General features: G+C 62.5%; 17 protein-coding genes. 2 read left to right on the forward strand and 15 right to left on the reverse strand.

The features are described from left to right. Position 1 precedes the first annotated feature (1 nt). The 15 genes from rnhB to rpsB form a co-directional block, all read right to left on the reverse strand. Positions 2 to 718, reverse strand: a complete 717-nt coding sequence (gene rnhB / locus P9292_RS36125; RefSeq protein WP_244827772.1) for a ribonuclease HII — start codon at positions 716 to 718, stop codon at positions 2 to 4. Continuing rightward, the gene (gene lpxB / locus P9292_RS36130) at positions 718 to 1,884 is read right to left on the reverse strand and encodes a lipid-A-disaccharide synthase (protein WP_309843072.1); all 1,167 of its coding nucleotides are present in this window, start codon (positions 1,882 to 1,884) and stop codon (positions 718 to 720) included. The genes rnhB and lpxB overlap by 1 nt, the downstream gene beginning before the upstream one ends. Before the next feature lie 9 nt (positions 1,885 to 1,893). Beyond that, positions 1,894 to 2,682, reverse strand: coding sequence for an acyl-ACP--UDP-N-acetylglucosamine O-acyltransferase (lpxA, locus tag P9292_RS36135; protein ID WP_244827770.1), 789 nt, complete (start codon positions 2,680 to 2,682; stop codon positions 1,894 to 1,896). A 55-nt stretch (positions 2,683 to 2,737) separates the two neighbouring features. After that, positions 2,738 to 3,196 (reverse strand): 3-hydroxyacyl-ACP dehydratase FabZ, encoded by a 459-nt coding sequence (gene fabZ / locus P9292_RS36140; RefSeq protein WP_244827769.1) that lies wholly within the window; start codon positions 3,194 to 3,196, stop codon positions 2,738 to 2,740. Between the two features lie 396 nt (positions 3,197 to 3,592). Continuing rightward, positions 3,593 to 4,684 carry a UDP-3-O-(3-hydroxymyristoyl)glucosamine N-acyltransferase gene (gene lpxD, locus P9292_RS36145; protein ID WP_244828014.1) on the reverse strand — a complete coding sequence of 364 codons (1,092 nt, stop codon included), beginning with the start codon at positions 4,682 to 4,684 and terminating at the stop codon, positions 3,593 to 3,595. 30 nt (positions 4,685 to 4,714) lie between these two features. Next, the gene (locus P9292_RS36150; protein WP_309964314.1) at positions 4,715 to 5,254 is read right to left on the reverse strand and encodes an OmpH family outer membrane protein; all 540 of its coding nucleotides are present in this window, start codon (positions 5,252 to 5,254) and stop codon (positions 4,715 to 4,717) included. A gap of 84 nt (positions 5,255 to 5,338) precedes the next feature. Further along, entirely contained in the window at positions 5,339 to 7,651 is a 2,313-nt protein-coding gene (bamA, locus tag P9292_RS36155) for an outer membrane protein assembly factor BamA (RefSeq protein ID WP_244827767.1), read from the reverse strand. Positions 7,652 to 7,728: 77 nt separating this feature from the next. Further along, positions 7,729 to 9,102: an RIP metalloprotease RseP gene (gene rseP / locus P9292_RS36160; RefSeq protein WP_309963888.1), complete on the reverse strand. Its 1,374-nt coding sequence runs from the start codon at positions 9,100 to 9,102 to the stop codon at positions 7,729 to 7,731. Positions 9,103 to 9,109: 7 nt separating this feature from the next. Continuing rightward, positions 9,110 to 10,327, reverse strand: a complete 1,218-nt coding sequence (locus tag P9292_RS36165; RefSeq protein ID WP_250464499.1) for a 1-deoxy-D-xylulose-5-phosphate reductoisomerase — start codon at positions 10,325 to 10,327, stop codon at positions 9,110 to 9,112. Between the two features lie 10 nt (positions 10,328 to 10,337). Beyond that, on the reverse strand, positions 10,338 to 11,150 hold the full coding sequence (locus P9292_RS36170) for a phosphatidate cytidylyltransferase (RefSeq protein ID WP_309963890.1): 813 nt from the start codon (positions 11,148 to 11,150) through the stop codon (positions 10,338 to 10,340). Further along, positions 11,144 to 11,926, reverse strand: coding sequence for a polyprenyl diphosphate synthase (uppS, locus tag P9292_RS36175; RefSeq protein ID WP_244827763.1), 783 nt, complete (start codon positions 11,924 to 11,926; stop codon positions 11,144 to 11,146). The genes P9292_RS36170 and uppS overlap by 7 nt, the downstream gene beginning before the upstream one ends. 82 nt (positions 11,927 to 12,008) lie before the next feature. Beyond that, positions 12,009 to 12,569 (reverse strand): ribosome recycling factor, encoded by a 561-nt coding sequence (gene frr / locus P9292_RS36180; RefSeq protein WP_244827762.1) that lies wholly within the window; start codon positions 12,567 to 12,569, stop codon positions 12,009 to 12,011. Positions 12,570 to 12,705: 136 nt separating this feature from the next. Then, the gene (pyrH, locus tag P9292_RS36185; protein WP_244827761.1) at positions 12,706 to 13,419 is read right to left on the reverse strand and encodes a UMP kinase; all 714 of its coding nucleotides are present in this window, start codon (positions 13,417 to 13,419) and stop codon (positions 12,706 to 12,708) included. Positions 13,420 to 13,622: 203 nt separating this feature from the next. Beyond that, positions 13,623 to 14,504 (reverse strand): translation elongation factor Ts, encoded by an 882-nt coding sequence (gene tsf, locus P9292_RS36190; protein ID WP_244828013.1) that lies wholly within the window; start codon positions 14,502 to 14,504, stop codon positions 13,623 to 13,625. A 160-nt stretch (positions 14,505 to 14,664) separates the two neighbouring features. After that, a complete protein-coding gene (gene rpsB / locus P9292_RS36195) occupies positions 14,665 to 15,417 on the reverse strand; it encodes a 30S ribosomal protein S2 (protein ID WP_244827760.1) in 753 nt (250 codons plus the stop codon). Positions 15,418 to 15,802: 385 nt separating this feature from the next. Between rpsB and map the strand changes: the two genes are divergently transcribed. After that, positions 15,803 to 16,615, forward strand: a complete 813-nt coding sequence (map, locus tag P9292_RS36200) for a type I methionyl aminopeptidase (protein ID WP_244827759.1) — start codon at positions 15,803 to 15,805, stop codon at positions 16,613 to 16,615. A 61-nt stretch (positions 16,616 to 16,676) separates the two neighbouring features. Then, entirely contained in the window at positions 16,677 to 19,265 is a 2,589-nt protein-coding gene (locus tag P9292_RS36205; RefSeq protein ID WP_244827758.1) for a [protein-PII] uridylyltransferase, read from the forward strand. Position 19,266: the final 1 nt, after the last annotated feature.

Genomic DNA, 19,266 nt, shown 5'->3' on the forward strand with positions numbered 1-19,266 from the left:
TTCAGAACGCGCGTGCATCGGGGTCGTCGTTGATGGTCGCGGCGGCTTGCAACACCTCGGGCGCAATGGCCGGCAGCATCGAGCCGAAACGGATATGCGCCTCGCGCACCGGCGCGAACGAACGCCGATGATGCTCGCACGGCCCATGCTCATGAAGCGCTTTCAGATGTTGCGGCGTGCCGTAGCCCGCGTGTGCATTGAATCCGTAGACAGGATGAACGTCGTGCAATTCCAGCAGCATGCGGTCGCGCGTGACCTTGGCCAGAATCGATGCCGCCGAAATCTGCTTGATGAGCGCGTCGCCGCCAATCACGGCTTCCGAGCGGATCGACAGCGTCGGGCAGCGGTTGCCATCCACTTTCACGAGCGTCGGCGCAACCGCAAGCCCTTCGACCGCGCGCTTCATGGCGAGCATGGAAGCATGCAGGATGTTGATGGTGTCGATTTCCTCGACGCTTGCCGACGCGATGCAAAAAGCAAGCGCGCGATCGACGATCTTCTCGTAAAGCTCCTCGCGGCGTTTCGCGCTCAAGGCCTTCGAATCGTCGAGACCGTTGATGCGCGGCTTCGCGGGATCGAAGATCACCGCGGCGGCCACGACCGGCCCCGCCAGCGGACCGCGCCCTGCTTCATCCACGCCACAGACGATGTCGAACGGCGAACTGAAATCCAGCCCGCTTTGGAGTGTCGCCCGCACCGCTTTTGTCTCACGCGCCATTATCCGGCTCTCCGCGTTTGCAGCACTCGCGCGACCGCGTCGGCCGCCTTCTGCGACGTGTTCTGACGCAGCGCGATATGCATGTCCGTGAAAATCTCCGTCAGGGTACGGCGGTTCGCTTCGTCGTTCAACTGTTTGAGCGTGGCGTCGGCGAGCGCTTCGGGCGTGGCGAAGTGCTGCAGGATCTCCGGCACCACGAAGCGCCCCGCGAGAATGTTCGGCAAGCCGACATAGGGCAGATAGCCCTGACGCTTCATGATCTGGCCCGTGAGCCAGGGCACCTTGTAGGAAATGACCATCGGCTTCTTGAGCAGCGCGGCTTCGAGCGTGACCGTGCCGCTTTTCACGAGGATGGCGTCCGCGGCGGTCATGGCGGTCTGCGCGCGGCCGTCGGTAATCGTCAGCGAGAGATTCGGATGCGCATCGACGAGCGGCTGCAGAAGCTCGCGCAACGCGGGGTTCGCGGCCGGCATCAGAAAGCGCACGCCGGGCTCGCGCAACTGCATGAGTTCCATGGCGTCGAAAAAGGTCGGGCCGATCAGCGCGATCTCCGAGCGGCGGCTGCCCGGCAGCACGGCAATCACCGGACCGCCTTGTGCGATACCGAGTTCGCGTCGCGCGCCGGCGACATCCGGTTCGAGCGGGATTTCGTCGGCAAGCGGATGGCCGACATAGCTCGCCGCCACGCCCGCCTTTTCCATCAACGCGATTTCGAACGGAAAGACGCACAGCATGTGATCGACCGCTTTCACGATCTTCTTGATGCGGCCACCGCGCCACGCCCAGATCGACGGGCAGACGAAGTGCACCGTCGAAATGCCCGCTGCGCGCAATGGCTCTTCGAGACCGAAATTGAAATCGGGCGCGTCGACGCCGATGAACACCGACGGCGGCTCCGCGAGCAGTTGCCGCTTCAGTTCGTTGCGAATGCCGAGAATTTCGGGAATATGGCGCAGCGCTTCGACATAGCCGCGCACGGACAGCTTGTCCATGGGCCAGTGGGCTTCGAAGCCCGCCGCAGTCATGCGCGGACCGCCGATGCCGCTGTAACGCGTATCGGCAGGCAACCTTTCTTGCAAACCTTGAAGCAGCGACGCCGCGAGCAGGTCGCCGGAAGGCTCGCCCGCGACCATCGCAATGCGTGGCGAGTGGGTGATTGGCGTCATCGGGCGCGCTTAGCGGATGATGCCGCGCTGCGACGTCGCGATGAAATCGGAGAACGCCTTGACCGGAGCATCGCCCTCGCCGCCTGCCTTGCCCAGATCCTTCAGTTGCAATTTCGCTTCTTCGAGTGACAAACCGCTCTTGTAGACGATGCGATACGCCTGGCGCAGCGCCGAAATGGCGTCGGGCGTGAAGCCGCGCCGGCGCAACCCTTCGACATTGATACCGTGCGGCTCGGCCTTGTTGCCCGCCGCGATGACGAACGGCGGCACGTCCTGCACGAGCGCGGAAGCCCCGCCCAGCATGGAATGCGCGCCGATACGCACGAACTGATGCACGCCCGACATGCCGCCGACGATAGCGTGATCGCCGACCGTCACATGGCCCGCCAGTTGCGCGTTGCTCGACATGATGATGTTGTTGCCGAGCCGGCAATCATGGCCGACGTGCACGTAAGCCATGATCCAGCAATCGTCGCCGATGGACGTCTCGCCCTGATCCTGCGCCGTGCCGGTATGCAGCGTGGTGAATTCACGGATGGTATTGCGGTCGCCGATCACGAGACGCGTGGGCTCGTCGCGGTATTTCATGTCCTGCGGGCGCCCGCCGATCGACGCATAGTGGCCGATGCGGTTGTCGCGTCCGATGCTCGTGTGCCCTTCGAGCACGCTGTGCGAACCGACCGTCGTGCCCGCGCCGATCACGACGTGGGGGCCGACGATCGCGTACGGTCCGATTTCGACGGTATCGTCGAGTCGAGCGCCCGGCTCGATGATCGCGGTAGGGTGAATCTTGCTCATGCGCTTATCGCCTCAAGCTGTTCGTGCTGCCTGTGTCTTGACGGTGAACGCGGCCTCAGGCGGCCGTGTTCTTCACGGTACACATGAGCTCGGCCTCGGCAGCGGTCACGCCGTCCACTTCGGCGCGCGCCTTGAACTTCCAGATGCCTCGCATGTACCGCTCGAAGTTGACGTTGAGGATCAGTTGATCGCCCGGTTCCACCACGCGCTTGAAGCGCGCGCCGTCGATACCCACGAAGTAATACAGCGTGGTCGACGGATCGTGCGGTTCCTCGGCGAAAGTCAGGAGCGCCGCGGTCTGCGCGAGCGCTTCGAGAATCAGCACGCCGGGCATGACGGGCCGCGTCGGGAAGTGACCCTGAAAATACGGCTCGTTGATCGTCACGTTCTTCAGCGCTTTGATGCTCTTGTGCGGCTCGAGTTCGAGTACGCGATCCACGAGCAGGATCGGATACCGATGCGGCAGCAGCGTGAGGATCTTGTGAATATCGAGGTTGATTTTTTCTGTGCTCATGGTCGTTCTGCTCGCGCGCGTGTTGTGCGCGGAAATTGACTGCGGACGCGTTGAACGAATCTTGCGCCCGCCGGAAATGCCTTTGTGTTTATCTTCGATGCGGCTTGCTGCGTGTATTGTTGCTGCCTCGATGATGGGATGGACCGTCGACGCCTTTTGAAACCGTTGAACCCGGCTTGCTTACTGCGCGTTTCGTTTATGCGCCGGCGATGATACGAACCCTCGACGCTTTTACACTGCTTTTACACTGCTTGACTCGGCCTGCTCACGGCACGTTTCGACGCTGCCTCGGTGAGAATACCAACCTCTTGCGCTGCTGAAATTGCTGACGTCGCCGGCTTACTGCCCGTATCAAGGTTGCCGGCCAGTGCTTTGAACCAGCGGATCTTGGCTTGCTTACTCCGCGCCGCCCGCGTCGCCCTTACCTGCTTTCTCGCCCAACGCCGTTTCGAGCGCCTTGATGCGATCACGCAGCTTGTCCAGATTGCGCACCAGCGCCGCGCTCTTGTTCCAGTCGGCATGATTCACCGCCGGGAAAGCGCTCGTGTACATGCCAGGCTTCGTCAGCGACTTGGAGACGCCCGACTGCGCCGTGACGATCACGTAGTCCGCCAATGTGACGTGGCCTGCGATGCCCACTGCGCCGCCGATCATGCAATGCCGCCCGATATTCGTGCTGCCCGCGATACCCGCGCAACCGGCGATAACCGTGTACGCGCCGATGCGGCAGTTGTGCCCGATCTGCACGAGATTGTCGATCTTCACGCTTTCTTCGATGACGGTATCCGCCATGGCGCCGCGATCGATCGTGGTGTTCGCGCCAATTTCCACGTCCTCGCCGATGTCCACCGCGCCCACCTGCGGAATCTTCACCCAGGTGCCGGTGCGAGCATCGCCTTCGCCCACGAAATCCGGCGCGAAGCCGAAGCCATCCGCGCCAATGACCGCGCCGGCGTGCACGATCACGCGCGCGCCCAGTTTGCAGCCGTGATACACGGTGACGTTCGGATACAGATGCACGTCGTCGCCCAACTTCACGCCGCGTCCGATGACCACGCCTGCATCCAGTTTCACGCGCTCACCGACGACCGCGCCCGCTTCCACCGTCACATGAGGCCCGATCACCGCGCTCGCCGCGACGTGCGCAGCCGGATCGACATACGCGCTCGGATGCACGCCGGGCTTCGAGACGGGCGTTGCAAGATCGATAAACGCCTGTGCGACGCGAGCGAAATAAGCGTAAGGGTTCGCCGTGACGATGAAATTCGTGCCCGCGCGATTGCCCACCTTCTCCAGATCGGCGGGCGAGATCAACACCGCGCCGGCGCGCGTCGTCTCGACTTGCGCCAGATACTTCTGGTTGGCGAGAAACGCGAGTTGCGCGGGGCCGGCTTTGTCGAGCGGCGCAAGCGCCTCGACCTTTTGCGTGCCCGCGCCGACTATCTCGCCGCCAAAGCGGCTGACCAATTCGTCGAGCGTGATCGCCATGCCTGATGCCATGCGTTCAATTACTCCGTGTCAGTTCGAGCTTGCGCCACTCGCGCCGCTCGCACCATTTTGCGTGCTCGCAGCCAGCGCCTTCAGCACTTGATCCGTGATATCGATGCGCGGGCTCACATACACCGCTTCCTGCACGATCAGATCGTAATGCTGCTGTTCCGCGATCTGCTTGATGACCTTGTTCGCGCGATCCAGCACCGCCGCGAGTTCTTCGTTACGACGCTGATTCAGGTCTTCGCGAAACTCGCGCTGCTTGCGCTGGAAGTCGGCGTCGAGCTGCGCCAGATCGCGTTGGCGCGCGGCACGGTCGGTTGGCGCGAGCGAGGCGCCACTCTTGTCCATGTTGTCGGACATGGCCTTCATGCGCTGCGCCATGTCCTGCAGCGCCTTGTCGCGCTTGGAGAACTCCTGCTCGAGCTTAGACTGCGCAGCCTTCGCCGCCGCCGACTCGCGCAGGATGCGGTCGGAGTTGACCGCGGCGATGCGCGCTTCCTGAGCGCTCGCGCTCGCAGCCGCACCCAGGCCGAGAACCATCGACAACGCAAGCGCCAGCGCCATATGTTTCGAAAGCTTACCGGTTCGCAAAGTGTTCCTCACGTTACGTCGAAATGAATGAAGCCTCTGTTCTCGTCGCGACGCAGCTTAGAACGCCGTGCCGATCTGGAACTGGAACTTCTGATACTGGTCGCCTTCATGTTTCTGCAGCGGGAAGCCCAGACTCAGCTTGAGCGGGCCGATTGGCGAGATCCATGCAAGACCGACACCATAGCCATACCGCAAGCCGTTCGCGCCGGCGCTCGTGCCGCCCTGATTCGGGTCGCCCCAGACGTTGCCGGCGTCGAGGAAGGTGAAGACGCGCAGCGTGCGGTCATAACCCGTTCCCGGCAGCGGGAACGTGAGTTCGATATTACCCACCGCCATGCGCGAACCGCCGATCGGGTCGCCCGTTTTCGCGTCACGCGGACCCAGCGAACTCGGCGAGTAACCGCGCACCGAGCCGATACCGCCCGCGTAGTAGTTCTTGAAGATCGGGTACGTCTGGCCGTCGAGGCCCTTGCCGTAACCGCCTTGCAGGTTGAAGCCGAGCACGAAGCCGCGCGCGAACGAGTAGTAATACTGGAACTGCGCGTCGAATTTAGCGTAGGTCGTGTTGCCGATAGGCGTGCCGTACTCCGCGTTCGATTGCAGGTAGTAACCGCGGCTCGGCACGAGCGCGCTGTCGCGATTGTCGCGCGACCAGCCAACCGTCAGCGGATAGTTGTTCACCACGCGACCGAATTCGTTCACGTAGTTGATGTACGACTGCGGCGTGGCCGAGTCGACGTCCATGGTGTTCTGCTCGGCGCCGACGCCGAAGAAGACCGTGTCCTGCTCGGAGAACGGAATGCCGAACTTGGTGTCCGCGCCCATCGTCACGATCTTGAAGCTCGAATCAGTCGAGTAGTAGAGCGGCTGATAAGTGCGGTAGTAGGCGTCCGTGATCCGCTTGATACCGTCGATGGTGAAGTACGGATCGACCTGCGTGACCGTCAAGGTACGGTAGGTCTTTGCGGTGTTCACGTTCACCGAGAGACTCGTGCCGGAGCCGAACACGTTGTCCTGCGAGACGCCCGCCGAGAGCACCACCTTGTCCGTCGACGAGAAACCCGCACCCAGCGTGATGGCGCCGGTCGGCTTTTCCGCGACCTTCACGTCCACGTCCACCTGGTCGTTGGTCCCTTCCACCGGCGTGGTGGTGACATCGACATCCGTGAAGTAACCGAGACGGTTGATGCGGTCTTTCGAGAGCGCGAGGCGGCTCGAATCGAACCACGAGCTTTCCAGCTGACGCATTTCGCGACGCACGACTTCGTCCCGCGTACGCGTGTTGCCGTCGATATTCACGCGGCGCACATACACGCGGCGGCTCGGATCGACTTGCAGCGTGAGCGCCACCGTGTGATGCGCCTGATCGATTTCCGGCTGCGCGTTGACCTGTGCGAACGCGTAGCCGTATTCACCGAGCTTGTCGACGACGGCCTTGGTCGAGGACTGCAGCTTCTCGGCCGAAAAGAGTTCGCCCGGTTTGATCTTGATGAGCTTGCTCAACTCGGCGTCGCGACTCAGCAGATTGCCCGACAGTTTGACGCTGCTGACCTTGTACGGCTCGCCTTCATGCAAGGCGACGGTCAGGTACATGTCCTTCTTGTCCGGCGAGATCGACACCTGCGTGGAGTCGATGCTGAACTCGAGGTAACCGTGATTCAGATAGTACGAGCGGACATTTTCGAGGTCGCCCGTGAGCTTTTCTTTCGCGTAGAGATCGCTCTTCGTGTACCAGGAGAACCAGTTCGGCGTGGAGAGCTGCATTTCGCCGAGCAGCGTGCTGGAACTCACGGCCTTGTTGCCGACGAAGTTGATCTGGCGAATCTTCGCGCTCGGACCTTCGGCCACCGAGAACAGAATGGTGACGCGATTACGGTCGACCGGCGTGACGGTGGTGGTGACTTCGGCCGCGTAGTAGCCGCGCGTCAGGTACTGACGTTTCAGTTCCTGTTCGGCCTTGTCGAGCAGCGCCTTGTCGTAGGAGCGGCCTTGCGACAGGCCGACCGAGCGCAGCGCCTTGGTGATGGTGTCCTTGTCGAACTCGTGCAGACCCGCGAAATCGATGCTCGAAATGGCCGGCCGTTCTTGCACCTGCACGACCACGACATTGCCTTCGGTTGCGATTTGAACGTCGTTGAAGAAGCCCGTTGCATAGAGGGCGCGAATCGCTTCGGAGGCCTTGTCGTCGGTGAACGTGTCGCCTTGCTTGATCGGCAGATAGGCGAACACGGAACCCGGTTCGATGCGCTGAAGACCTTCGATCCGAATATCCTGCACGACGAACGGCGTAACGGCGTGTGCCGTGATACCCGTTGCGGCAAGCGCCGCGGCTACAGCCGTCTTAGGAACAAAGCGATGAGGTTTGAACAACGTGCTTCCCCAGTATTTAAAGCTGCATTCATTCCGGCGGTCGCTCGAACAACGCCGCCAGAGATTGTCAAAGTGGATCAGAAACGGATCAGGCGAGCCAGGTCATTGAACAACGCGATCATCGACAAAGCGACGATGCACACCAGCCCCGCCCGTTGCAGAACCAGCTGCCAGCGATCGGACACCGCCTTGCCGGTAACGGCTTCAACCAAATAATATAACAGATGCCCACCGTCCAAAACCGGAATCGGTAACAAGTTCAACACACCGAGGCTGATACTCACGAGCGCGAGAAAGGAAACGAAAGCCGTCAGACCCAAACGCGCGCTCTTTCCTGCATAGTCCGCAATGGTGACCGGTCCCGAAAGGTTCTTGAGCGATGCCTCGCCGGTGATCATCCGCCCGAACATGCGCAGCGAATACATGCTGATGTCCCACGTGCGATTCACGCCGAGACGCAGACTTTCCACCGGTCCGTAACGCACGTCGACGCTAGGCAACTGATTGGCGAGCGCAGCACCTATACGGCCGATATCCTTGCCGCTCGCCGCATCGTGCTTGACGTCGGGCGTCACCTGCACCGTCTGCTGCTTGCCCGCACGCTCGATCGTGAGCGTGACCGCTTTCGCGCCGTGCGCCTTCACGTAGTCGATGAAGCTCGTCGCGTTATCGACGTTATGGCCGTCTATTGCGCGCAGCTTGTCGCCCGCCTGCAGACCGCTCTTTTGCGCGGCGCTGCCCGCCTCCACACCCGCGACCGTAAGCGTGCCACCGCCCGGCGTGAAGCCGAGCTTGTCCATGAAGTCCTGCTCGGCGTCCGCATCCGAAATGGTGCCGACACTCAGCGGAAAATCGTACGTGCCTTCGTGCGTCTTCGCCGAAAGCACGATGCGGCGATGATCGAACGATGCATCGAGAATCTTCCAACGCAGATCCGACCACGAGCGAATGGCGTGCGTTTCGCCGCCGTTGTCCGCGTCGCGCATCGAAACGATCTTTTCGCCGCCTTCGAAACCCGCGCGCGCGGCTGCCGTGTTCGCCACGGGGGTCGCGACGATTGCTTCGGGCTCCGACACGCCGCCCGCGAATACCGCCGCGAACAGCACGATGGCAAGAATGAAGTTCGCGACAGGCCCCGCCGCGACGATCGCAATGCGCTTGGCGACCGGCTGCCGGTTGAAGGCGCGTGGCAGGTCCTCGGGCGCGATGCTCTCTTCGCTTTCGCGCTCGTCGAGCATCTTCACGTAACCGCCGAGCGGCAACGCGGCAATGGTCCACTCGACGCCGGTCTTCTTGCTGACCCAGCTCACGAGCGGCTTGCCGAAGCCCACGGAAAAACGCAGCACCTTGACGCCGCACATGCGCGCGACGCTGTAGTGACCGAATTCGTGGACGACGACAAGTACGCCAATCGCAACGACGAAGGCGACGATTTCGGTCAGAAAGTTCATGACGGCCTCAATGGGCGATGGACTCGGCGCCTGGCGCGCTGGCGGTGAGTTCCGCGACAAACCGATGCGCCAGACGGCGCGCGTTCGCATCGGCGGCGAGGACGTCGTCGAGCGATGCAGCGCTGCCGTTTGGCAAGGAGTTCAGCACGCGATCGACGACATCGCCGATCGCCATGAAACCGATGCGGCGCGCGAGGAACGCTTCCACCGCGATCTCGTTTGCGGCATTCAGCGCCGCGCTTGCCAGACCGCCCGCTTCCAGCGCGCCGATTGCGAGCGCGAGACACGGAAAGCGCGTGAAGTCCGGCTTCTCGAAACTGAGCGTGGCGATCTGCGCGAGATCGAGCGGCGCGACGCCCGAATCGACGCGATCCGGAAACGCCAGCGCATGTGCGATCGGCGTGCGCATGTCCGGGTTGCCGAGTTGCGCGAGCACGGAGCCATCCGCATAGGAGACCATGGAATGGATCACGCTTTGCGGATGAATCAGCACCTCGATGCGCGAGCCGGGCAAATTGAAGAGCCAGTGAGCCTCGATGACTTCGAGGCCCTTGTTCATCATGGTCGCGGAATCGACGGAAATCTTGCGGCCCATTGCCCAGTTCGGGTGCTTGCAGGCTTCGTCCGGCGTGACGTCGATGAGCGTTGCCGGCTCGCGCGTGCGAAACGGGCCGCCCGATGCGGTCAGGATGATCTTCGATACGCCGCCGTGCAGCTTTGCCTCGCTGTCCGCGCAGGGCGGCAGGCACTGAAACACGGCGTTATGTTCGCTGTCCACCGGCAGCAGGATGGCGCCGTTGTCACGCACCGCATCCATGAAAATCTGGCCGGACATGACGAGCGCTTCCTTGTTGGCAAGCAGGATGCGCTTGCCCGCGCGCGCCGCCGCGAGCGTAGGCGCAAGGCCCGCCGCGCCGACGATGGCCGCGACCACCGTGTCGCATTGCGACGCCCGCGCCACCTCGACCAGCGCGGCTTCGCCGTGCGTCACCTCGGTTTTGCAGCCCGCGGCGTTCAAGGCGCCCGCCACGTGCGCAGCCGTTTCCGCGTCGCCGACCACGGCTACTTCGGGCGTGAAGCGCAGACACTGTTCGACGAGCTTGTCGCCGTTGCGATGCGCGGTGAGCGCGTAGACCGAGAAACGGTCCGGGTGCCGTGCCACGACGTCGAGCGTGCTATCGCCGATCGAGCCCGTGGAGCCGAGCAATGTAAGACGTTTTTGCATGAATTCTTCTCTAGCCGAGCATCAGCAATGCAATCGGCAGTACGGGCAGCAACGCGTCGATCCGGTCGAGTACGCCGCCGTGACCCGGCAGCAAACCGCTCGAATCCTTGACGCCCGCCTGGCGCTTAAGGAGCGATTCGAACAAGTCGCCGACCACGCTGAACGCAACCAGCACGGTCAGCGCGAGGAGCGCGCGCGCCCAGCCTAGATGTTCGACGAACGCGCTGAATACGGTCGGCGCCTCGAACCCGGTGGCGGCGGCAATCGTGCCGATGACCATCACCGCGACCCAGCCGCCGATCGCGCCTTCCCAGGTCTTGCCCGGACTGATGGACGGGGCCAGCTTGTGGCGGCCAAGGGCTTTGCCGGCGAAGTATGCGCCCACATCGGCCAGCCAGACTACTAGAAGAAGCGATAGCACGAAAGCCACGCCCACGGTGCGGGCCGCGACCACCGCGTGCCAGCAGGCCACGAACACGACGATTCCGGCAAAAAGCAGGAAGCCGCGCCACGCACCCGCCGAAAGCACGGGCTTGCGCAAAAGCGCATATGGCCCGGCCAACACCCAGAAAATAGCGGCCATTTCGAAGAGCGCCTTGGGCGCGACGCCGAGAAACGTGCTGAAAATGAGCGCGAGTCCCGCAATGAGCGCGTAGGCCACCGGACCCGCGCCGTTGAGCTTGAGGAGCCGTCCCCATTCCCATGCGGCGAAGACGACGACAAAACCGATCAACGCCCCGAATACGCCGATCGGCGCGAACAACGTGACCGGCACGAGGACCGCAAGCAGGACGATTGCCGTGATGACACGGGTTCTTAGCATGAAAGGGTGTCGGCCTTCTGCGATTGGTTTTCGACTTGTGCGCTGGTGCGCCCGAAGCGGCGTTCACGCTCGCCATAAGACGCGATGGCGCGATCCAGCGCTTCGGCGTCGAAATCGGGCCAGTAGGTATCGGTGAAATAGAACTCGGTGTAGGCGAGTTGCCACAGCAGAAAATTGCTGATGCGCTGCTCGCCGCCCGTACGGATGAAGAGATCCGGCTCCGGCGCGTAAGCCATGGCGAGATGCTCGGCGAAGGATTCGTCGTCCACGCGCGCCGGCACGCCCTGTTCGAGCGATTGCGCGATGAGCTTCTTCGTCGCCTGCATGATGTCCCAGCGCCCGCCGTAATTGGCGGCGATGGTGAGCGTCAAACGCGTATTGCGCGCCGTCTTGGTCTCGGCACGCTGAATGAGCGCGCGGATGCGGTCGTCGAACATGGCGGTGTCGCCGACCACGCGCAGACGAATGCCGTTGGCGTGCAGCTTGCCGATCTCGCGCTCGAGCGCGGTCACGAACAGGCGCATGAGAAACGACACTTCCTCGGTCGGCCGGCGCCAGTTTTCGGAACTGAACGCGAACAGCGTGACGAATTCGACGCCGCGCCGCGCGCAGCTTTCGACGGTGGCGCGCACCGCATCGACGCCGCGGGTGTGACCGGCGACGCGCGGCAGGCGCCGCTCGGTCGCCCAACGGCCGTTGCCGTCCATGATGATCGCGACGTGGCGCGGGACAGCCGCGACATCGGGCACGCGAACGGTAGAGCTGGTATAGGTCATGGCCGTTGAATCTTGAAATCGACAGAAGTGAGAGCCAGCCTCAATCTAAATGGTCGAGGCTGGCAAGACCGTATCTACGGCCTCACACCGTCATGATTTCGGCTTCTTTGGTCTGGACGAGCTTGTCGATTTCGGCGACGAACTTGTCGGTGAATTTCTGCACGTCGTCGCTTGCGCGGCGCTCGTCGTCTTCCGAAATCTCTTTGTCCTTCACGAGCTTCTTCAGTTGCTCGTTCGCGTCGCGGCGCAGGTTACGCACAGCGATCTTCGCCGATTCGCCTTCGCTCTTCACGACCTTGGTCAGCTCGCGGCGGCGCTCTTCGGTGAGCGCGGGCATTGGCACGCGGATCAAATCGCCCTGCGTTGCCGGGTTCAGACCGAGGTCCGACTCGCGGATCGCCTTTTCGACGACGCCGACCATCTTCTTTTCCCACGGCTGCACGCCGATCGTGCGGGCGTCGACGAGCGTCATGTTCGCCACTTGGGAGATGGGCACATTCGAGCCGTAGTAGTCGACCTGGATGTGATCGAGCAGACCCGTGTGGGCGCGGCCCGTGCGGATCTTCGCGAGATCGGCCTTGAACGCTTCGATCGACCGCGTCATCTTCTGGTCGACGCCTTTTTTAATGTCAGCCACACTCATTTGAACCTCCGAAACCTTGGGTTACTGGCAATCTAGGCGCCTTCGCGCGATCTTCCGGCGTGCTCCACACCGGCCGCGGCGCGGCGCCCTTTCAACGTCGCTTGAACTTCTCGTTGACCACTCTCAACGCGAGAGTTTACACGTGGACGAGCGTACCTTCGTCGTCGCCTTGCACGATGCGCTTGAGCGCGCCCGGCTTCGTGATCGAGAACACGCGGATCGGCAGCTTTTGGTCGCGACACAGCGCGAAAGCCGTGGCGTCCATGACTTGCAGATTGCGGCCGATCGCTTCGTCGAAGCTGATCGTGCTGTAGCGCGTGGCGCTCGGATCTTTCTTCGGGTCGGCGGAGTATACGCCATCGACCTTGGTTGCTTTCAACACCACTTCGGCGCCCACTTCCGCGCCACGCAAGGCGGCAGCGGTGTCGGTTGTGAAGAACGGGTTGCCCGTGCCGGCCGCGAAGATCACGACCTTGCCTTCTTCGAGCTGGCGAATCGCGCGGGGGCGGATGTACGGCTCGACCACCTGGTCCATGCGCAGCGCGGACTGAACGCGCGCTTCGATGCCGGCGTGACGCATGGCGTCTTGCAGCGCCAGCGCGTTCATCATGGTCGCGAGCATGCCCATGTAGTCGGCCGTCGCCCGGTCCATGCCGGCCGCGCCGCCCGCCACGCCACGGAAGATGTTGCCGCCGCCGATCACGACGGCCATTTGCGTGCCCATCCGCACTACTTCAGCGACATCCGCCACCATCCTTTCGATTGTTGCGCGATTGATGCCGAAGGCATCGTCGCCCATGAGGGCTTCGCCGGAGAGTTTGAGGAGTACGCGTTTGTAGGCTGTGGGCATATGAGTTTCCGATCGCGCCGAGGAGGGTTGCAACAACGTAGAACTGTAGGGGTGAAACAATATTTACCGCAAGCGGCCGGATCGGGCGACGGGCGCGACGTATACGGGTTTTCCCGAATTCGCCGCGCCCGCGCGATGCTTGCCGCCTTACTGCCTTTCGATGCCCGGCGCCGCCATACCGCCGAGCGCCTTCACTTCAAAACTCAGCCTTGCTTGGCGGCAGCAACCTGCGCAGCCACTTCCGCCGCGAAGTCGTCCTGACGCTTCTCGATGCCCTCGCCCACCACGAACAGCGCGAACTTCTGCACCGACGCGTTAGCAGCCTTCAGCATCTGTTCGATCGTCTGCTTGTCGTTCTTCACGAACGGCTGGTTCAGGAGCGACACTTCCTTCAGGTACTTCTGGACGCTGCCTTCGACCATCTTGGCGACGATTTCAGCCGGCTTGCCCGATTCAGCGGCCTTTTGCTCGGCGATGCTGCGTTCCTTCGCGATCAGGTCGGCCGGCACTTCGTCCGACGACAGCGAGACCGGCTTCATGGCCGCGACGTGCATGGCGACGTCCTTGCCGACTTGCTCGTCCGCGCCGGTGAACTCGACCAGAACGCCGATACGCGCTCCGTGCAGATACGAGGCCAGCTTGTTCGCGGATTCAAAGCGCACGAAACGGCGAATCGACAGGTTTTCACCGATCTTGCCGACGAGCGCGAGGCGCACGGCGTCGACCGTCGAGCTTTCGAGCGGCAGCGCGGAGAGCGCGGCCACGTCAGCCGGATTGTTCTTGGCCACGAGTTCGGCGATCGTCTTGGCGAAGGCCAGGAAGTCGTCGTTCTTGGCAACGAAGTCGGTTTCGCAGTTCAGTTCGACGAGCGCGCCCACGCCGCCGTCGATATACGACGTGACGATGCCTTCAGCCGTCACGCGCGATGCCGCCTTGCTCGCCTTGTTGCCGAGCTTCACGCGCAGCAGCTCTTCGGCGCGCGCCATGTCGCCGTCGGCTTCCGTCAGCGCCTTCTTGCATTCCATCATCGGCGCGTCGGTCTTCGCGCGCAGTTCTGCCACCATGCTTGCGGTAATTGCCGCCATCATTCGCTCCTTGAGTCTGTTTGATACGTCCCGCCGCTTGAATCCGCCACGGGAAAGGGTACTGGACGTGCGGGAACGCAATGCCGCGCTCCCGAGTGCCGCGGCTTAAAAAAAAGGGGCCTTTCGCAAAGCCCCCTTTTATGTCGGCCGCAGGGCTCGATTACGCCTCTGCGTTGACCTCGACGAACTCGTCGCCGTCGCCTTCGCGGACAGCCTGGACCACGTCGTTCACCGCGTTCGCACGGCCTTCGAGGATCGCGTCGGCCACGCCTTCGGCGTACAGCGCGACGGCCTTGCTGGCGTCGTCGTTACCCGGAATGACGTAGTCGATGCCTTCCGGCGAGTGGTTCGTGTCGACCACGGCGATGACCGGAATACCAAGCTTCTTGGCTTCGGTCACGGCAATCTTGTGGTAGCCGACGTCGATCACGAAGATCGCGTCCGGAATGCCGCCCATGTCCTTCACGCCGCCGATCGACTTCTGCAACTTCTGCATTTCGCGTTCGAACAGAAGCGCTTCCTTCTTGCTCATGCGCTCGGTTTCACCCGATTCGACGGATGCTTCCATGTCCTTCAGGCGCTTGATCGAAACCTTCAAGGTCTTGAAGTTGGTCAGCATGCCGCCGAGCCAGCGGGCGTTGACGAAAGGCATACCCGAGCGGGCGGCTTCCTGAGCGATGGTGTCGCGCGATTGACGCTTCGTCCCCACGAACAGGATCGTGCCGCGGTTCGCTGCCAACTGACGCACGTACTTCAGCGCGTCGTTGTAGAGCGGCAGCGTCTTTTCGAGGTTGATGATGTGAATCTTGTTGCGATGACCGAAAATGAACGGGGCCATCTTGGGGTTCCAGAAGCGCGTTTGGTGACCGAAGTGGACACCTGCTTCCAGCATTTGACGCATCGTGACTGCCATGAAATTCTCCGCGAGGGTTGGGTCTTAAGCCGGCTGCCGCATCCCGCGCCCGGTGCTTCTAGCTAACCGGACGCCGGACACCCTGGGTGCGCCGGCTTGCGAATCGAACGATTGTCTGTAAGAGAAGCGAGACGTCCCGCCACCTTAACTTTCAACCTACTTTCCAAGCCCTACTACACCTAAATAAAAGTGTGGATAGGACTTAGCCCGTAACTATAGCATGTGAGGATTGACTAGCTCAAGCCGCTTGCAGGTGCCCGAAAGCGCTTGGGAAGCCCGATCCATGCCCCGCGTGCCTTTGATTCGGGCTGCGGCGCCCTCTCTAAGGTGCGATAATGCCGATTTCGCGGCTCACGGCCGCATACTTGCATTTCTGAGCCTAGTCATGTCCATTACGCTGAAAAACGATCACGATATCGCGCAAATGCGCGTCGCCTGCCGGCTCGCCAGCGAAGTGCTCGATTTCATCACGCCGCATATCGTTGCTGGCGTGACCACCGAAGAACTCGACCGCCTTTGCCACGAACTCATGGTGAAGGAACAGGGCACGGTGCCCGCACCGCTCAACTATCAGCCGCCGGGTTATCCGCCTTACCCGAAAGCCACCTGCATTTCCGTCAACGACGTAATCTGCCACGGCATTCCCGGCGAAAAAGTGCTCAAGAACGGCGACGCGCTCAATATCGACGTCACCGTCATCAAGAACGGCTATTTCGGCGACACGAGCCGCATGTTCATCGTCGGCGAAGGGTCCATTCTGGCGAAGCGTCTGGTGCAAACCACCTTCGATTGCATGTGGCTCGGCATCGATCAGGTGCGTCCGGGCGCGCATCTCGGCGACATCGGCGCGGCTATCCAGAAGCATGCCGAGGCGCAAGGTTACAGCGTGGTGCGCGAATATTGCGGTCACGGCATCGGCCAGGTGTTCCATGAAGAGCCGCAGGTGCTGCATTACGGGCGCGCGGGTACGGGTATCGAACTGGAAGCGGGCATGATCTTCACCGTCGAGCCGATGATCAACGCCGGTCGCCGCGAAATCCGCACGATGCCGGATCAATGGACCGTCAAGACGCGTGATCGCAGCCTTTCCGCGCAGTGGGAACATACCGTTCTCGTCACGCCGACCGGTTACGAAGTCCTGACCGTGTCCGCGGGCACGCAGGCGCCCTCGCATTTGATCGCGGCCACGGCTTCCTGAGCTCCGCCGCTCCCCGGCCGCGCTTGCGTGCGCGGCCTTCTTCCTTCCTGAATCCGAGCCCATGAGCGTCACAGTCCCTGTCGCCACGCCGTGTGAAACGCTGCGCGCTGCCTACAAGGCGGCGAAGTCGGCGCTCATCGAACGCTTTCAGACGGCTTCGAACGTCGAACCGTTGATGCACGCGCTCGGGCGCGCCACCGACGACGCGCTTAAGGGCGCCTGGGCCGCCTGCGAGATGCCGGCGGACGCGGCGCTGGTCGCGGTCGGCGGCTATGGGCGCGGCGAACTCGCGCCGTATTCGGACGTCGATATCCTCGTGCTTCTGCCCGATGCCGGCGGCGATCAGGAAGACGTGGGCCCGCTCAACGCGCGCGTCGAGCGGTTTATCGGCATGGCGTGGGATCTCGGGCTCGATATCGGCAGCAGCGTGCGTTCGGTCGAGCAATGCATCGCGGAAGCGAGCGGCGATGTCACCGTCCTCACGTCGCTGCTGGAGGCGCGGCGCATCTTCGGCAGCGCGGAACTGTTCGAACGCTTTTCCGCGCGCTACAAGGAGACGCTCGATCCGCGCGGCTTCTTCCAGGCGAAGGTGCTGGAAATGCGTCAGCGCCACGCGAAGTTTCAGGACACGCCGTACAGCCTCGAGCCGAACATCAAGGAAAGTCCGGGCGGTCTGCGCGATCTTCAGCTCATTCTCTGGATTTCGCGCGCAGCCGGTTTCGGCAGTAGCTGGCGCGAACTCGACCTGCGCGGTCTCATTACCGACCGCGAAGCGCGCGAACTGCGCCGCAACGAAGCGTTTCTCAAGACCTTGCGTGCGCGGTTGCACGTGATTGCGAAGCGTCGCCAGGACATTCTCGTCTTCGATTTGCAGACACCGCTCGCCGAGAGTTTCGGCTTCAAACCGACGACCGCCAAGCGCGCGAGCGAGCAGTTGATGCGCCGCTACTACTGGGCGGCAAAGGCCGTCACGCAGCTCGCGACCATTCTGATTCAGAACGTCGAGGCGCAGTTGTTCCCGTCGACGAGCGGCATCACGCGCGTCATTTCGGGGCGCTTCGTCGAGAAACAGGGCATGCTGGAAATTGCCCGCGACGACGTCTTCGAGCGCGAACCGCACGCCATTCTCGAAGCGTTCCTGCTCTACGAGCAGACCCGCGGCATCAAGGGACTCTCGGCGCGCACGCTGCGCGCGATCTACAACGCGCGCGAACTCATGGACCGCGACTGGCGGCGCGATCCGGAGAACCGGCGTCTCTTCATGGAGATTCTCAAGCAGCCCGAGGGCATCACGCACGCGCTGCGTCTCATGAACCAGACGAGCGTGCTCGGGCGTTATCTGCTGAACTTCCGGCGCATCGTCGGACAGATGCAGCATGATCTTTACCATGTCTATACGGTCGATCAACACATCCTGATGGTGCTGCGCAACCTGCGCCGCTTTGCAATAGCGGAACATGCGCACGAGTATCCGTTTTGCAGTCAGTTGATGGGCAATTTCGAGCGCCCGTGGGTGCTCTACGTCGCGGCGCTCTTCCACGACATCGCGAAAGGTCGCGGCGGCGATCATTCGACCCTCGGCATGGCCGATGCCCGTCGCTTCTGCCGCGAACACGACATGTGTCAGGAAGACACCGACCTCGTCGTGTGGCTCGTGCAGCAGCATCTGACGATGAGCCATGTCGCGCAGAAGCAGGACACGAGCGACCCTGAAGTCATCAAGCAGTTCGCCTCCGTGGTAAAGACCGAGCGGCGGCTGACCGCGCTTTATCTTCTGACCGTGGCGGACATTCGCGGCACGTCGCCCAAGGTCTGGAACAACTGGAAGGGCAAGCTGCTCGAAGACCTGTTTCGCGCGACGCTCGCCGTGCTCGGCGGCGCACAGCCGGATGCGCACTCGGAACTCAAGTCGCGTCAGGAGGCGGCGCTCGCGCTCCTGCGTCTCGAAACCGTGCCGGAGAATGCGCAGCGCGAGCTGTGGGACAAACTGGATGTCGGCTATTTCTTGCGTCACGATGCCGCGGATATTGCGTGGCAAACGCGTGTGCTGTACCGGCATGTCGAAAGCGACGCGCCGATCGTGCGCGCGCGACCGTCGCCCATCGGCGCGGCGCTGCAGGTGCTGGTGTACGTGAAGGACCGGCCGGATCTGTTCGCCGGCATCTGCGCGTATTTCGACCGCAATGGCCTTTCCGTGCTGGATGCCCGCGTGACGACGACGCGACATGGCTACGCGCTCGATAACTTTCTCGTGGCGCATCCCGATCACGACGGGAGTTATCGCGACATCGCAAATCTCGTCGAACAACAATTGAGCACGCTTTTGGCGGACGAGCGCATTTTGCCCGAGCCGTCGAAGGGCCGCGTATCGCGGCTCGTGCGCACCTTTCCTGTCACGCCGCGTGTGGATTTGCGCCCGGACGAGCGTGGCCAGTACTACATCCTTTCCGTGTCGGCCAACGACCGGCAGGGCCTTCTTTATTCGATCGCGCGCGTTCTGGCGCAACACCGGATCGGCGTGCAGGCAGCGCGAATCAACACGCTTGGCGAACGCGTCGAGGACGTGTTTTTGCTCGACGGCAAGAGCTTGTCGAACAATCGCACCCAGATCCAGATCGAGACCGAACTGCTGCGCGCGATCGCAGCCTGAA

This window comes from Caballeronia sp. LZ001, assembly GCF_031450875.1.
GTDB lineage: Bacteria > Pseudomonadota > Gammaproteobacteria > Burkholderiales > Burkholderiaceae > Caballeronia.

Coding starts and splice junctions, on each gene's coding strand:
- rnhB (WP_244827772.1), bottom strand. CDS start 718: ATGGCGCGTGAGACAAAAGCGGTGCGGGCGACACTCCAAAGCGGGCTG.
- lpxB (WP_309843072.1), bottom strand. CDS start 1,884: ATGACGCCAATCACCCACTCGCCACGCATTGCGATGGTCGCGGGCGAG.
- lpxA (WP_244827770.1), bottom strand. CDS start 2,682: ATGAGCAAGATTCACCCTACCGCGATCATCGAGCCGGGCGCTCGACTC.
- fabZ (WP_244827769.1), bottom strand. CDS start 3,196: ATGAGCACAGAAAAAATCAACCTCGATATTCACAAGATCCTCACGCTG.
- lpxD (WP_244828014.1), bottom strand. CDS start 4,684: ATGGCGATCACGCTCGACGAATTGGTCAGCCGCTTTGGCGGCGAGATA.
- P9292_RS36150 (WP_309964314.1), bottom strand. CDS start 5,254: ATGGCGCTGGCGCTTGCGTTGTCGATGGTTCTCGGCCTGGGTGCGGCT.
- rseP (WP_309963888.1), bottom strand. CDS start 9,102: ATGAACTTTCTGACCGAAATCGTCGCCTTCGTCGTTGCGATTGGCGTA.
- P9292_RS36165 (WP_250464499.1), bottom strand. CDS start 10,327: ATGCAAAAACGTCTTACATTGCTCGGCTCCACGGGCTCGATCGGCGAT.
- P9292_RS36170 (WP_309963890.1), bottom strand. CDS start 11,150: ATGCTAAGAACCCGTGTCATCACGGCAATCGTCCTGCTTGCGGTCCTC.
- uppS (WP_244827763.1), bottom strand. CDS start 11,926: ATGACCTATACCAGCTCTACCGTTCGCGTGCCCGATGTCGCGGCTGTC.
- frr (WP_244827762.1), bottom strand. CDS start 12,569: ATGAGTGTGGCTGACATTAAAAAAGGCGTCGACCAGAAGATGACGCGG.
- pyrH (WP_244827761.1), bottom strand. CDS start 13,419: ATGCCCACAGCCTACAAACGCGTACTCCTCAAACTCTCCGGCGAAGCC.
- tsf (WP_244828013.1), bottom strand. CDS start 14,504: ATGGCGGCAATTACCGCAAGCATGGTGGCAGAACTGCGCGCGAAGACC.
- rpsB (WP_244827760.1), bottom strand. CDS start 15,417: ATGGCAGTCACGATGCGTCAAATGCTGGAAGCAGGTGTCCACTTCGGT.
- map (WP_244827759.1), top strand. CDS start 15,803: ATGTCCATTACGCTGAAAAACGATCACGATATCGCGCAAATGCGCGTC.
- P9292_RS36205 (WP_244827758.1), top strand. CDS start 16,677: ATGAGCGTCACAGTCCCTGTCGCCACGCCGTGTGAAACGCTGCGCGCT.